The following is a 14,631-nucleotide window of genomic DNA, read 5'->3' as shown; positions in this document are numbered from 1 at the left end:
CGGGACTTGGGAAGGGGCCGGAACCCGAATTTCCGAGCCTATCGCAGCTCGGTGCCGTTGAAGGCCAGCACCTCCCCGGCGAGGTAGAGCGAGCCGGTGATGACCACGCGCGGCGCGACGGGGAAGTTTTCCGCGGCGATGGCGGCGAAGGCCTCGGCCAGCGTGTCGTGCGCCCGGGCGGCGAGGCCGGCATGGCGGGCGGCTTCGGCCACCGCCTGCGGCGAGCGGGCGGTGGTGTTGTGGCTGATCGGCACGGTGTGGACCTCGCGGGCGAGACCGGCGAAATTCCCGAGGAAGCCGTCGGAATCCTTGGTCGACAGCATGCCGGCGACGAGGATGAGCGGCCGCGAGCTGCGCTCCTCGAACTCGGCCAGGGCCTCGGCCAGCACCCGGCCGCCATCGACATTGTGGCCGCCGTCGAGCCAGACCTCGCTGTCCCGGGGCAGCATGGCCGGAATGCGGCCCGTGGGCAGGCGCTGCAGGCGGGCCGGCCAGTCGACAGACGTCATCGCCCGCTCGATCTGCGCATCGGTGAGCCTGAAGCGGTCCTGGGCGCGCAGCGTGGCGATGGCGACGCCGGCATTGCGGTGCTGGTGGCGGCCGGCCAGGCGCGGCAGCGGCAGGTCGAGCAGCCCGGCCTCGTCCTGATAGACCAGGCGGCCGTTCTCCTCGCGCACGTCGAAATCCTGGCCGCCGATGATCAGCGGCGCCCGCACCCGCGCCGCCGTCCGCTCGATCACGGCGCGCACCGCGTCGGTCTGGGGATGGAGGATGCCGGGCACGTCGCGCTTGAGGATGCCGGCCTTCTCCGCCGCGACCAGCTCGACATCGTTGCCGAGGAAGTCGGCATGGTCCATCGAGACGGAGGTGATCACCGTGGCGAGGGGCCTGTCGACCACATTGGTGGCGTCCATGCGCCCGCCGAGCCCGACCTCGAGCAGCAGCACGTCGGCCGGCGTCTCGGCGAACAGCTTGAAGGCGGCGGCCGTGGTGATCTCGAACACGGTGATGGGGTCGCCGGCGTTCTCGCGCTCGCAGTCCTGCAAGGCCTCGACCAGGCGCGGCTCGGCCACGAGCCGGCCGCCGCCTGGAGCGGCAAGACGGATGCGCTCGTGGAAATGCACGAGGTGCGGCGATGTATAGACATGCACGCCATAGCCCGCCGCCTCCAGCATGGCGCGCAGGAAAGCGACGGTCGAGCCCTTGCCGTTGGTGCCGGCGACATGGATGACCGGCGGCAGGCGATGCTGGGGATCGCCGAGCTTGGCCAGCATCGCGGTCATGCGGCCGAGAGACAGGTCGATCTTCTTGGGGTGCAGCGCCATGAAGCGCGCGATGATGGCGTCGGAATTCGTCATGGCCGTCGAGATATGGCGGGCAGGCACGGACTCGGTCCGGCCGCAGCCCCGCACGCCGTCGGGAGGTGGAGAGCGATGGGCCGCGCCGCGAGCGGCCCGATCCCCCGTTATGCCGCCGCCTTCTCGGGCGCCTTGGTCAGAAGGCGACACAATCTGACGAGCGTCGGCTTGAGCTGGTGGCGGTGCACCACCATGTCGACCATGCCGTGCTCCTTGAGATATTCGGAGCGCTGGAAGCCGTCGGGCAGCTTCTCGCGGATGGTCTGCTCGATGACGCGCGGGCCGGCGAAGCCGATCAGGGCGCCGGGCTCGGCGAGCTGCACGTCGCCGAGCATGGCGTAGGAGGCGGTGACGCCGCCGGTGGTCGGGTTGGTCAGCACCACGATATAGGGCTGCCGGGCCTCGCGCAGGCGCTGGATCGCCACGGTGGTGCGCGGCATCTGCATCAGCGAGAGGATGCCTTCCTGCATGCGCGCCCCGCCGGAGGCGGCGAACATGATGAAGGGCGTGCCGCGCTCGGCCGCGGTCAGGAGGCCCTTGACCACCGCCTCGCCCGCCGCCATGCCGAGCGAGCCGCCCATGAACTCGAAGTCCTGCACGGCCACGACCACCGGCAGGCCGTCCATCAGGCCGTGGCCGACCTTGATGGCATCCTGCATGCCGGTCTTGCCGCGGGCATCCTTGAGGCGGTCGACATAGCGCTTCTCGTCGCGGAACTTCAGCGGGTCGGCCGCGACGTCCGGCGCCACGATGTCCTCCCAGGCGCCATTGTCGAAGATCGACGCCAGGCGTTGCGCCGCGGTCATGCGCATGTGGTAGTTGGAGCCGGGAATGACGTAGCCGTTCTGCTCCAGATCCTTGTGGAACACCATCTGGCCGGTCTCCGGGCACTTGATCCACAGGTTCTCCGGCGTGTCGCGCCGCGAGAAGATGTTCTTGATCCTCGGCGGAACGACGGTCGCGATCCAGTTCATCGGCAATCCTCGTGGGCGCGGCGCGCGCCGATCGCTCCTATCTAATGGGTCGGGGGCGATTTGTCAGTGGGCGGCGAGCCCCCGGGCCGTTCAGGCGCTGCGCGAAGAGCCCATCCGCAGCCGGCCGGCGACGAGGAACAGGCCGGTGACGACGACCATGACCACCACGGAGGCCGCCGCCAGCGTCGGGTTCACCTGCAGGTTGACGTCGTCCCACATCTGCTTGGGCAGCGTCGTCTTCAGCCCGCCGCCGATGAACATGGCGATGGTCAATTCCTGGAAGGACTGCAGGAAGGCGAAGATGAAGGCGGCGAACAGGCCCTTGCGGATCAGCGGGATGGTGACGCGCGCCAGCACCTTGGACCGGCTGGCGCCCAGGGTGGCCGCCGCCTGATCGTAGCGCCAGTCATGGCCCTTCAGCGTCGCCAGGATGACGACGAAGGCGATCGGGATGGCGGTGACGGTGTGGCCGATGACGATTCCGAGGTCGGTCGCCACCAGGCCGACGCCGGCGAAGAGGTAGAACAGCGCGATGGCGATGACGATCGGCGGCACCACCATCGGCATCAGGAACAGGACGAAGCCCAGGCCCGCCCAGCGGCTCTCGGTCCTGGCGATGCCGAAGGCGCCCATCGCCGCGATGAGCAGCGTCACCGCCGCCGTGACCAGCCCGATGCCGAAGGAGCGGATGGTGGCGGCGATCCAGACCGGCGATTCCAGATAGGCCTCGAACCAGCGGGTGCTGAAGCCCGGCGGCGGGAAGGACAGGAAGTTCGAGCTGGTGAAGCCCATGGGGATGAAGGCGACGATCGGCAGCAGCGACAGCACGACGAGGCCGATGGCGTAGGTCGGCAGCAGCCAGCCCAGGCGATGGCCGCCGACCGCTCGGTCCACCGCGTCGGTCGCCGCGGCCAGGCCGGCCAGCGCCCGCATGCCGAGCCGCCGCGGCCAGCCGCGGCGCCGGCCGGTCTTGGCATCCGCGCCGCCCGACACCGAGGACAGGCCGAAGGCATAGTCGTAGACGATGCAGGTCAGCAGCGCCGCGGCGATCAGCATGGCGGCGAGCGCCGCGCCGAAGGGCCAGTTCTGCAGCTTCTGGATCTGGTTGATGATCAATTGGCTGAGCATCGTCTCCTGCGGCCCGCCGAGGATGGCGGGGGTGATGAAGAAGCCGACCGAGTTGACGAAGACGAGCAGCCCGGCCGCCGCCACGCCGGGCATGGAGAGGTGGAACCAGACGCGCCAGAACCGCTGGCCGCCGCTGGCGCCGAGGGTGGCGGCCGCCCGCGGCAGGCGCTCGTCGATCTGGCTCATCGTCGGCAGCATGGTGACCACGGCGAGCGGCAGCATGCTGTGGGTCAGCGCGAACAGCACGGTGCCGCGGCCGAACAGCAGGTCCGGCGGATGGTCGATGCCGAGCGCCATCAGGGCGCCCGCCACGGCGCCGTTGCGCCCGAGCAGCACCAGCCAGGCGAAGTTCAGCACCAGGGGGCTGGTCCAGAACGGCAGCAGCACCAGGAGCATCAGGCCCTGCTGGCGCCGGGCCGGCTGCCGGGCCAGCCAATAGGCCAGGGGATAGCCGAACAGCAGGCAGAGCGCCGTCGTCTGCGCCGCGACGACGAAGGTGGTGGTCAGCACGCGGAGATAGACCGGCGTGGTGAGCAGACGCCGGAAGGCGGCGAGTGAGAGGCCGCCGCCCTGCGGGTCGATAACGCTGAGCGACAGGAGCTGCAGCGCGGGATAGGCGAGGAACAGGACGAGGAAGACGATGCCGGGGAGGGCCAGCCACAGCGGATTGCGCCAGCCGGCCCGCGCGCGCCATCCCGCCCCGATCATGGCCGGCCGCGAGGCGATATCGGTCATGTCCTCATTCCGCCGCCGCGGCTATGGGCGCCACCTCCGCAGCCTGGGCGTAGCGGTTCGGCGGACGCTTCAGGCCGAGATGGCCGCGCAGCGTCCGCGCCTCGTAGTCGGCGCGCATCAGGCCGCGCCGCTGCAGCTCGGGCACCACCAGCTCGACGAAATCGCGCAGGCCGCCGGGCATGGTGTGGAACAGCATCATGAAGCCGTCGGCCGCCCCGCCCGCGACCCATTCCTCCATGCGGTCGGCGATCTGAATCGGCGTGCCGCGCACCGTCTCCAGGCCGCGCTCGTAGCTCATGTAGATCTGCCGGAGCGTCATGCCGCGCCGGATCATGCCGGCGATATTGGCGAAATAGGTCTGGTGGAAGTTCGACGTGGCCGGGATCCGGTCGAGCGGCACCGGCTCGTCCAGCGGCAGGTCGGAGAGGTCGACCTCCAGGTCGTTGCTCAGGCGCATGCGCCCGACATCGGGATGGATCAGGCTCTGGAGGGCCTGATACTTGTCCTCCGCCTCCTGGGCGCTGGTGCCGATCACCACGGGCAGGCCGGCCAGCACCTTGAGGTCGTCGGGCTCGCGGCCGAATTTGGCCATCCGGCCCTTCAGGTCCTGGTAGAAAGCCCGGCCTTCGGCGACGCCGCTGTCGGAGGCGAAGACGACCTCCGCCGTCGCCGCCGCGAAATCCTTGCCGGTGTTGGAGGCGCCGGCCTGGATGATCACCGGCTGGCCCTGCGGCGTGCGGGCGATGTTGAGCGCGCCATGGACCTTGAAATATCGGCCGTGGTGGTCGAGCACATGCAGCTTGGCCGGATCGAAGTTGCGCCCGCTCTCCCGGTCCTGGATGAAGGCATCGTCCTCCCAGCTGTCCCACAGCGCCTGCACCACCGAGACGAATTCGCGGGCGCGCTCGTAGCGCTCGCCATGCGGCGGCAGGCGGTCGAGGCCGAAATTGCGGGCGGCATAGTCGTTGGCCGAGGTCACGACGTTCCAGGCGGCGCGGCCATGGCTGAGATGGTCCAGAGAGGCGAACAGGCGCGCGACGTTGTAGGGCTCGTAGAAGCTGGTCGAGGCCGTGGCGCCCAGGCCGATATGGCTGGTCACGGAGGCGACCGCCGAGAGCAGCGTCACCGGCTCGAACACGTTCATGAACATCGGGAACCGGCTCCAGGCGTGCAGGTTGTCGGTGCGCGCCGCCGGCGTATCGGCGATGAAGAAGAGGTCGAAGCGGCCGCGCTCGGCGAGCTGGGCGGCGGCCTTGTAATAGTCGATGTCGGTCGAGGCGTCGGCGGCCGTCTCGGTCTGCAGCCAGGAGGCGGGATGGGCACCGGTGCCCTGGATCAGCACGGCAAGGGCCATCTTGGTCATCAGGGGGCTCCTTCGGTCGGAATTGTGGCCCGGCGAGCGCCCGCCGGGCCGGAATCGCGCGGGGTGGACGATCCTCAGCCGCCGAGCAGCCAGGTCTGGAAGCGCTCCTCGATCGGGCCGTTGTTCTCGGCCCAATAGACTTCGCCGAAGGTGGCGAGGTGCTTCAGGTTCTCCGGATAGGTCGGCAGGAACCTCGCCCGCTCCGGCTTGATGAAGTCATAGGCCTTGAGGTTGGTCGGCCCGTTGGCGACGATGCTGCAATAGGCGCCCTGATGCTCCGGCTTCATGCAGAAGCGGATGAATTTCCGGGCGAGGTCGGCGCGCGGCGTGCCCTTGGGGATCGACCAGCCGTCGGTCGAATAGAGCCCGTCCCAGACGATCTTGACCGGGGCGCCGCCATCGGCCGCCGCGAAGGCGCGGGCGCTCCAGGTGTCGGAAAGGTCGACCTCGCCGCTCTGCAGGATCTGGGTGTTCTGGGCGCCGCTGGTCCACCACACCGCGACGCTCGACTTGATCTTGTCGAGCATCTTGAAGGCGCGGTCGAGATCGAGCGGGTAGAGCTTGTCGGGCGCGACCCCGTCGGCGAGCAGGGCCATCTCGATGGCGCCCTGGTAGCCCTTGTAGAGGCCGCGCCGTCCCGGGAATTTCGCGACATCGAAGAAATCGGCCCAGGTCTTCGGGCCGTTCTCGCCGAACTTGTCGGTCCGATAGGCCATGATCATGCCGTAGACGGAAAAGCCAAGCCAGACCGGCGTCAGCGTGCCGGGCACGAAGTCCTTGCCGTCCTCGGCAGAGATGCCGAGCGGCTCCAGATAGTCCTTCGGCTTGCTGAGATAGGCGACGTGGGACGGGGTCACCATGCAGGCGTCCCAGATGAAGCTGCCGGTGTCGACCAGGAGCTTGAACTGGCTCTGCGGGTCGGCCTCATGGGCGACCCCGACCACGTGGATGCCGGTCTCCTTCTCGAACGGGTCGTAGAAGGCCTGCTTGATCGCCGCGCCGGGCGCGCCGCCGACATCGGCGACGGTGATCTGATCGGCGGCGAAGGCGCGCGTGCCGGTCCAGACCATCGGCATCGACAGCCCGGCCGCCGCGAGGCCTGCTCCGTTGAGGAAGCGACGCCGTGTGATCCCCTCAGTTTTCTTCATCAATCTGCTCCAAATTCTCACAAGGACGATGTCTGCGTCGAAAAAGCCTAGGCAGGCAGGACATGCGCCCGGTCGGCATCCCATCGCAGGGACACGCGATCGCCGACCTGCAAGGCGCCCTGGCGTGAGGAGCGGCGCACGGTCATGACCGTCCCGGACGGCAGCGCGACCATGAGCCGGGTCTCGGCGCCGCCGTAGACGGTCTCGACGACATGGCCGGTGATCGCGCCGTCGCCGCCGGGCACGAGCTCCACGTCCTCCGGCCGGATGACGAGGGCGCCCTGGCGATCGGCCGGGAGGGAACGGCGCAGGCGCTCGGGCAGCGGGAAGGCGCCGTCGGCCGTCGCCAGCAGGCCCGGGCGCTGGATCCGGCCGTGCAGCACGTTGGAGAGGCCGATGAACCCGGCCACGAACAGGCTGCCGGGCCGTTCATAGATCTCCCGCGGCGTGCCGACCTGCTCGATGCGGGCATTGTTCATCAGGCAGATCCGGTCCGAGAGGGCCAGCGCCTCGTCCTGGTCATGGGTGACGAAGATGATGGTCGCGCCGGTGTCGCGATGCAGCCGCTTGATCTCGATCTGCATCGTCTCGCGCAGCTTGCGGTCGAGCGCCCCTAGCGGCTCGTCCATCAGGATCAGCGCCGGCTCGTAGACCAGGCAGCGGGCGAGCGCGACGCGCTGCTGCTGGCCGCCCGACAATTCCCGAGGAAAGCGGCCCCCGAGCGCGCCGAGGCCGACCATCTCCAGCGCGCGCGCCACCTTGGCCGCGAGTTCGGCCGCGGGCAGCTTGCGCATTTCCAGCGGGAAGGAGACGTTCTCCTCGACCGTCAGATGCGGGAACAGCGCATAGGTCTGGAAGACGACGCCGATGCCGCGCCGGTGCACCGGCGTCGCCGTCTGGTCGACACCGTCGATGAACAGCCGGCCCCCGGTCGGCTCGGCGAGGCCGCAGACGAGCTGCAGCAGCGTCGTCTTGCCGGACCCGGAAGGGCCGAGCACGGTCAGGAGCTCGCCGGCGGCGACGTCGAGATCCGTCGGCTGCAGCGCCTGCGCCGTGCCGTAGCGCTTGGCGAGGCCCCGGACCATGAGCTTGGGCGCAACCGCGACGGCCGCCGCCCGGTGCTCCGCATCGACCGGCGTACCAGGCCTCAGGACGTCCTGCGCGGCGAGCGCGTTCATCAACCACCTCTTCTCGACCCTGCGGCGCCGTCCGGTCGCGGCCGCGGCGCCGGGCGTTACCGGCCGGTGCGCAATGCAAGTCGCGGGCCATCGGTGAGGCGCTAGTCAGCATTCGCGGACGCCCACACGGAAGCTTCAGCCGGGAACTGAACAACCCTGGATCCTGACGAGCCGATTGAAAGCACTATGGTCAGAGAGTGCCCAATTCTTCGCCATTCATCGTGATTTTCTAGGCAGGATTCCCCTGCCGGAGCTATCTGTGAGGCTCTCGCAATCGATCGTAGTCGGTACCGGCCTTGGGCATCGACAGAATATTACTGATCTTGACTTGAAGACGGCGCATCTATCCTGCGCAGGCCGCCCTCGAGCGGCGACCGCGTTCGCTGTCCGCAGCTGGACATGATGGGCATATCCGCTGCCGGTGAAATTAGGGTTTTCGGAGCCTGCGCTTCGATAAAAGCGAAGCACATCGCGGAATCAGATGAATGATCCGTGATCAAAGATCGCGCGGTTTGCCCCGGCGGGCATGGTCTACGCCGCCCGCTGCAGCGCCTCGTCCGCCGTCAGGGCGGTCTCGGGCGTGCCGGAGACGATCAGCTCCAGCACTTCCTTCTCGGTCGTGTGCCGGATGTAGCGGTCCCCGACGTTCCGGCCGCGCTTGAGCACCATGATGCGGTCGCCGACCTCGAAGATGTCGGTCAGCCGGTGGGAGATGATGATCTGGGCGACGCCCTGGCGCTTCAGCTCCGCCATGGTCTCGAGCAGGCGCTCGGTGGCCATGACCGAGAGGTTGGCCGTCGGCTCGTCCAGGATGACGACGCGCGGATCGAAGGAGATGGCCCGGGCGATGGCGACCGATTGCTGGCGCCCGCCGGAGAGGCTCTCGACCTTCTGGTAGACCGAGTTGACGTCGACCTTGAGGCGCTTCAGCACGCCGCTGGCGTCGGCATACATCTTCTCGCGGTTGACGAACAGGCCGAGCCGGCGCGGCCAGCGGCCGAGAAAGATGTTCTGGCCGATGTCCATGTTCCCGCACAGGGCGAAGTCCTGGTAGATCATCTCCAGGCCGAGCCGGCGGCTGTCCTGCGGGCTCTTGAAATGGGTCTCGCGCCCGTCGACCAGGACATCGCCGGCATCGCGCTGGTAGGCGCCGGTCAGCACCTTCATCAGCGTCGACTTGCCGGCCGAATTGTCGCCGACCAGGCCGATGATCTCGCCCGGCATCAGCTGCAGGCTGACATCCTTCAGCGCCTGCACGGCGCCGAAGGCCTTGTCGATCCCTCGCATGTCGATGATGGGCGTGGCCATGGACGTCCTCGTCAATCCTGCACGGGGCCGTGCTTGCGGAGCTTGCCGAGCCAGAGCGTCAGGATGCCCTGCTGGCGGAACCAGATGTCGCCGAGCACGGCGGCGATGAGGATGAGCCCGATCCAGACGTTCACCCAATGCTGCGGCATGACGAAGGACGAGCCGTCGGGCAGGAAGACCTGGAGCGAGAGCAGCGCCCGGATCAGCGTGATGACGATGGCGCCGGCGAGCGAGCCGATGATCGTGCCGTAGCCGCCGAACACCGAGCCGCCGCCGATGATGACGGAGGCGATGGCGTCGAGCTCGCGCAGCTGGCCGGCCGAGGGATTGAAGCTGCGGAGATAGGCGACGTAGATGATGCCGGCGAGGGCGGCGCACATGGCGGAGAAGACCAGGCTCAGGAACCGCACCCGGGCGACGTTGACGCCGGCATATTGGGCGGCGCGGGCATTGCCGCCGGTGGCATAGACCATCTGGCCGAGGGTGGTGGTGCCGAGCACGATGCCGGCGGCGATGGCGATCACGGCCATGATCACGGTCTGGATCGAGACGGCGCTGGCCAAGTTGAACAGGATGCCGGCATCGGGCGCGACGTGCCAGTATTTCAGCACCTCGATCACCTTGCGACCGAGCAGGTTGTAGGTCTCGGGAAAGCCCGAGAGCTGCCGGCCGGCCGAGAGCCAGGCGCCGATGCCGCGGGCGATGTAGAACATGCCGAGCGTGGCCACGAAGGCGGGCAGGCCGAAGCGCACGGTCAGGACGCCGTTCATCACCCCGGCGAGCGTTCCCGCCACGAAGGCGGCGAGCACCGCGAACAGCGGATCGGCGGCGTATTCGCTCATCAGGAAGGCGGCGGTGGCGGCCGACAAGGCCAGCACCGAGCCGACCGACAGGTCGATGTCGCCATTGGCGATGACGAAGGTGAGCCCGATGGCGAGCAGCGCGATCTCGGTGAAGGCGAGCGCCAGGTTGAAGGTGTTGTCGAGCGAGCCCCAGAAATCCGGACGCAGATACAGGCCCGCCAGCCAGAGCACGACGGCCAGCATGACCGCCGCCGCGTCGCGCCGGTAGAAGAAGGCGCGCCAACCCCTGACGCCGACGCCGCGCGACTGCGACCGGGTGCCCTTGGTCGCCGGCTGGGATATGGCGATGCCGCCGTCGAAGGAGAGCGGCAGCGGCCGCCCCGTCACCCTGGCGAAGAGGCGGGCCAGCACGCGCCGCTGCACGACATAGGGCTCGATCAGGACGGCGACCAGCAGGATCAGGCCGAGGAAGGCGGGCACGGCGCCGGGCGGCAGCTGCGCCATCTGGGCGACCGACATCTCGATGTCGCCGACCTTGACGATGCGGGTGATCGGGATGCCTTCGCGCAGCACCTTGTCGACCAGCAGCACCAGCGCCGCGCCGAGGCAGGCTCCGAGCACGCGGCCGCGCCCGCCGGCGATCGAGGCGCCGCCGACGATGACGGCGGCGATGACGATCAGCTCGGCGCCCTGGCCATAGGTGGAGTCGATGCCCTTGTTCTGGGCGATGTTCATCAGGCCAGCGAGGGTGGCGGCCAGCGCCGCATAGACATAGGCCCTGATCCGCACCCAGCGCGTGGGGATGCCGGCATAGCTCGCGGCCATCTCGTTGCCGCCGACGGCATAGGTCTCGTAGCCGATGCGCGTCTTGGCCAGCACCACGATGCCGATGGCGGCGACGAGGAACAGCACCAGGATCTGGTTGTTGAAGCCGAGCGCATTGGTCTCGCCGACCTGGAAGAACCAGCCGTCGGCCACCGCCTTCTCCGAGTAGCCGATGGTCTTGCCGCCGGTGAGGCCGAGCACGAAGCCGCGCCCGATGAACAGCATGGTCAGGGTGGCGATGAAGGAGGGCACCTGCATCACGGTGACGAGCCAGCCGTTGAGCAGGCCGATGACGAGGCCGGTCAGCACGGCGAAGCCGATCGCCGCGCCGATGCCGGCGTCGAAATGGGACTTGGCGTAGACGATCGAGAAGATGGTGGCGACGAGGCCGAGGGTGGAGCCGACCGAGAGATCCAGGTCCTTGTTGACGATGACGAAGGTCATGCCGACCGCCATCACCCCGAAGCGCGCGGTGTCGCGCAGCACCGCCGACAGAGCGGTGCCCGAGCCGAAGAAGCCGGGATTGATCCAGACACCGACGAGATAGAGCAGCGCCATGAACACGAGCAGGCCGAGCTCCCAGCCGCCGGCGATCTGGGCCGCCGGGCGACCCGCCCGATGGGTGTCGCCGACCGTCGCGATCGCTGCCGCCTGGCTCATGAGCCCCCCGGAGAGTCGTCTTGCGATTGGAGCACGGTGCTGCCACCGGCTGCCGGCTCATCATGTTTCACGCGTCGGTCCTTCGCGCGACTTTGCCGTCGTGGCCGGGCTTGTCCCGGCCACGACGGACAGGCTGCACGCCGTAGCGCCTCAATTCTCGAAGCGCTTGCCGACCTTGTCGACCGTCGCCTTGGTCACGAGCTGGGCGCGGGTGTCGAGGTTGGCGGCGGCGATGCCGCGGTCGATCTGCAGATAGAGCTGCATGACCGGCCAGAAGCCCTGCAGGAAGGGCTGCTGGCCGAGCGAGCCGGTGAGGGCGCCGGTGCGGATCTGCTCCTGCTGCTTGGGCCCGAGGTCGAAGCCGAAGGCGCAGACCTTGTCGTTGAGCTTGAGCTGGCCGACGGCATCGCCGAGGGCCGGCGTCACGAAGCCGTTGGCGGCGAAGGCGCCGACCACGTCCTTGCGGCTCTCGAACAGCGACACGATCGAGCCGACGATGTTGTCCTTGTCGACGTCGATGCCGATGTTCTTGGGGCCGGCGTCGACCTGGAAGTTCTTCAGCACGCCCGCCGCGTTCAGCGCCTTCACCGTCGCCTCGAAGGCGGCCGTGACGCGCCGGTTCACCTCCTCGTTGCCGAGGGTGGTGGTGGAGGGGAAGATGATCGAGCCGCCCTCGACCTTCTTGTCGATCAGGCACTTGGCCAGCGCCTCGCCGCCGATGGCGGCCGCGCCCGAATCCTGGCCGGTATGCGAGATGTTGGAGCGGTCGTAGAGGTTGGGGTCGAAGGAGTTGGTGGTGGCGATCGGGATGCCCTTGGCCTCCAGCTTCTTGACGAGGTCGTCATAGGCGCCGGACTGGGGCGTGGTCAGGATCAGGCCGTCGATGGTCGGGTCCTGCGCCACCTGGTTGAGGATCTCCAGCTCGCGCGGGATGTCGTCGACCGGCGCTTCCGAGCCGAGCTTGATCAGGTTGATGCCGAAGGCGTTGGCGGCGACCTGCGCGCCGACATAGGTCGGGTCGAAGAAGCCGTTGCCGGCGGTGTGGGTGACGATGGCGAAGGTGAGCTTGCCGTCCTTGGAATGGAAGTCCTTGGTGCCGGGCGCCTCCTTCGCGGCATCCTCGAAGGTGTAGCCGCCGACCGCCTTGGACAGGACGCCGCCGGTGTCGGCGGCGAGCGCGGTGCCGAGGGCAGCCACGGACAGGGTCGCCGCCAACGCGGCGAGGCGAAGCGTGGTTCTCATGAGGTTCCTCCCGTGGAACACAGATCGTTGTGGCTGGCCTTGTTCTGCCAATCCGGCCGGACGCAGCCGTCCGGCGGGATGAAGCCTAGACGAGACGCATGCCCTCGGCAATAAGTACGACCATTCGCCGGATCCATGCCGTTTTCGCGACGGGATGGGATGGCGGCGGGCGCGGCGAGTGGCTAGAAGAGCCGCGGGAAACGTGAGACGAGGGCCTTGGCGATGTCGGGAGCAATCTACCCCAGCCTGAAGGGGCGCACGGTGCTGATCACCGGCGGCGGCCAGGGCATCGGCGCGGCGACGGTGCGCCGCTTCGCCGAGCAGGGCGCCAAGGTCGGCTTCATCGATCTCGCCCTCGAGCCGTCCAGGGCGCTGGCCGAAGAGCTCGCCGCCGCGGGCCTGACGGTGCATTTCGAGCACGCGGACCTCACCGACATCGCAGCGCTGAAGGCTGCGATCGGCGCGATCCGCACGGCGCTCGGCCCGATCACCCTCCTGGTCAACAATGCGGCGCACGACCAGCGCCACAAGTTCCTGGAGGTGACGCCGGACTATTTCGACGACCGCATCGCCGTGAACTTCAAGCACGCCTTCTTCGCCACCCAGGCCGTGATCCCCGACATGATCGCCGCCGGCGGCGGCTCGATCGTCAATTACGGCTCGGTCTCCTGGCTGATCGGCTCGGCCGACCTCTCCGCCTATGGCAGCGCCAAGGCCGCCGCGCACGGCTTCACCAAGATGCTGGCGCGCGAGTTCGGCAAGGACAATATCCGCGTCAACTGCGTGCTGCCCGGCTGGATCATGACAGAGCGCCAGATGGCGCTGTGGCTCGACGAGGCGGGCGAGGAGGCGCTGATGCGCAACCAGTGCCTGAAGCGCAAGCTGGTGCCGGACGAGCTCGCCAAGGTGGTGCTGTTCCTGGCCTCCGACGAATCCTCGGCCATCACCAGCCAGACCGTGGTGGTCGACGGGGGCTGGACCTGAGGCCGGCATTGCCGGTCCCATCCATCGGGCGCAGGACATGACGCAGACCCATCTCATCGCCGTCGACTGGGGCACCAGCCGCTTCCGGGCCTACCGGCTCGACGCGGCCGGGGCCGTGCTGGAGCGCGTCGCCGCCGAGGACGGCATGGCGAGCGTGCCTCCCGGCGGCTTTGCCGGCGTGCTGGAGCGCCATTGCGGCGCCTGGATGCGCGAGGCGCCGGCGGCGCCGGTGCTGATGGCGGGCATGGTCGGCTCGCGCAACGGCTGGGCCGAGGCGGCCTATGCCGTCTGCCCCGCCTCGCCCGCCAGCGTCGCCGCCAGCCTGCTCGCGGTGACGGAGCGGGTGTCGATCGTGCCGGGCGTCATCGCCCGCGGCCCGGGCGGGCCGGACGTGATGCGCGGCGAGGAGACGCTGGTGTTCGGCGCCGACGTCGCCGACGGCCTGGTGTGCCTGCCCGGCACCCATTCGAAATGGGCCAGGGTCGAGGCCGGCGCCATCGCCGACTTCGCCACCTTCATGACCGGCGAGAGCTATGCGCTCTATCGCAACCAGAGCCTGCTCGGGCGCCTCGCCGTCGAGCCGGAGGACCTCACCGGCTTCGACGACGGCCTCGAGGCGGCCCGGGCGCCGGGCGGCGTGCTCAACCGCCTGTTCCAGGCGCGGGCGCGGGTGCTGGACGGCGTGATGGACGGGCCGGCGGTCGGCCCCTACCTCTCCGGCCTCCTGATCGGCACGGAGATCGAGGGCGCGTTGCAGCGCTTCGGCGCCGCCGATACGGTGACGCTGGTGGCGGACGGCGTGCTGGCGCAGCGCTATGTCGCGGCGCTGCGCTCGCGCGGCATCGTCATCGAGATCGTCACGCCGGAGAACGCCTTCCTGGCGGGCCTGTCGGCCCTGGCCGAGGCCCGCGCCTGAACGAGGAGA

General features: G+C 68.9%; 11 protein-coding genes. 2 read left to right on the top strand and 9 right to left on the bottom strand.

Going from position 1 to position 14,631, the window contains the following annotated elements; all coding sequences use genetic code 11:
* Positions 1-38: 38 nt before the first annotated feature.
* The 9 genes from QO011_RS05395 to QO011_RS05355 form a co-directional block, all read right to left on the bottom strand.
* Complete coding sequence (locus QO011_RS05395; RefSeq protein ID WP_307268654.1) at positions 39-1,358, bottom strand: bifunctional folylpolyglutamate synthase/dihydrofolate synthase; 1,320 nt, start codon at positions 1,356-1,358, stop codon at positions 39-41.
* 107 nt (positions 1,359-1,465) lie between these two features.
* The gene (gene accD, locus QO011_RS05390) at positions 1,466-2,332 is read right to left on the bottom strand and encodes an acetyl-CoA carboxylase, carboxyltransferase subunit beta (protein WP_307268651.1); all 867 of its coding nucleotides are present in this window, start codon (positions 2,330-2,332) and stop codon (positions 1,466-1,468) included.
* A 90-nt stretch (positions 2,333-2,422) separates the two neighbouring features.
* Positions 2,423-4,195, bottom strand: a complete 1,773-nt coding sequence (locus tag QO011_RS05385) for an ABC transporter permease subunit (RefSeq protein ID WP_307268647.1) — start codon at positions 4,193-4,195, stop codon at positions 2,423-2,425.
* Between the two features lie 4 nt (positions 4,196-4,199).
* Entirely contained in the window at positions 4,200-5,558 is a 1,359-nt protein-coding gene (locus tag QO011_RS05380) for an LLM class flavin-dependent oxidoreductase (RefSeq protein WP_307268644.1), read from the bottom strand.
* A 74-nt stretch (positions 5,559-5,632) separates the two neighbouring features.
* Positions 5,633-6,706 (bottom strand): ABC transporter substrate-binding protein, encoded by a 1,074-nt coding sequence (locus QO011_RS05375; protein ID WP_307268640.1) that lies wholly within the window; start codon positions 6,704-6,706, stop codon positions 5,633-5,635.
* 47 nt (positions 6,707-6,753) lie between these two features.
* On the bottom strand, positions 6,754-7,884 hold the full coding sequence (locus tag QO011_RS05370; protein WP_370881903.1) for an ABC transporter ATP-binding protein: 1,131 nt from the start codon (positions 7,882-7,884) through the stop codon (positions 6,754-6,756).
* A 531-nt stretch (positions 7,885-8,415) separates the two neighbouring features.
* The gene (locus tag QO011_RS05365) at positions 8,416-9,192 is read right to left on the bottom strand and encodes an ATP-binding cassette domain-containing protein (RefSeq protein WP_307268638.1); all 777 of its coding nucleotides are present in this window, start codon (positions 9,190-9,192) and stop codon (positions 8,416-8,418) included.
* Positions 9,193-9,203: 11 nt separating this feature from the next.
* Entirely contained in the window at positions 9,204-11,480 is a 2,277-nt protein-coding gene (locus QO011_RS05360; RefSeq protein WP_370881902.1) for an ABC transporter permease, read from the bottom strand.
* Between the two features lie 150 nt (positions 11,481-11,630).
* The gene (locus QO011_RS05355) at positions 11,631-12,722 is read right to left on the bottom strand and encodes a substrate-binding domain-containing protein (protein WP_307268635.1); all 1,092 of its coding nucleotides are present in this window, start codon (positions 12,720-12,722) and stop codon (positions 11,631-11,633) included.
* A gap of 222 nt (positions 12,723-12,944) precedes the next feature.
* Here QO011_RS05355 and QO011_RS05350 point away from each other — a divergent pair, with 222 nt between their 5' ends.
* Positions 12,945-13,706 (top strand): SDR family NAD(P)-dependent oxidoreductase, encoded by a 762-nt coding sequence (locus tag QO011_RS05350; protein WP_307268633.1) that lies wholly within the window; start codon positions 12,945-12,947, stop codon positions 13,704-13,706.
* 37 nt (positions 13,707-13,743) lie between these two features.
* Positions 13,744-14,622, top strand: coding sequence for a 2-dehydro-3-deoxygalactonokinase (locus QO011_RS05345; RefSeq protein ID WP_307268631.1), 879 nt, complete (start codon positions 13,744-13,746; stop codon positions 14,620-14,622).
* Positions 14,623-14,631 lie beyond the last annotated feature (9 nt).

It is taken from the genome of Labrys wisconsinensis, assembly GCF_030814995.1.
GTDB classification, from domain to species: Bacteria; Pseudomonadota; Alphaproteobacteria; order Rhizobiales; family Labraceae; genus Labrys; species Labrys wisconsinensis.
This window is presented reverse-complemented; position numbering and strand designations above follow the sequence as displayed.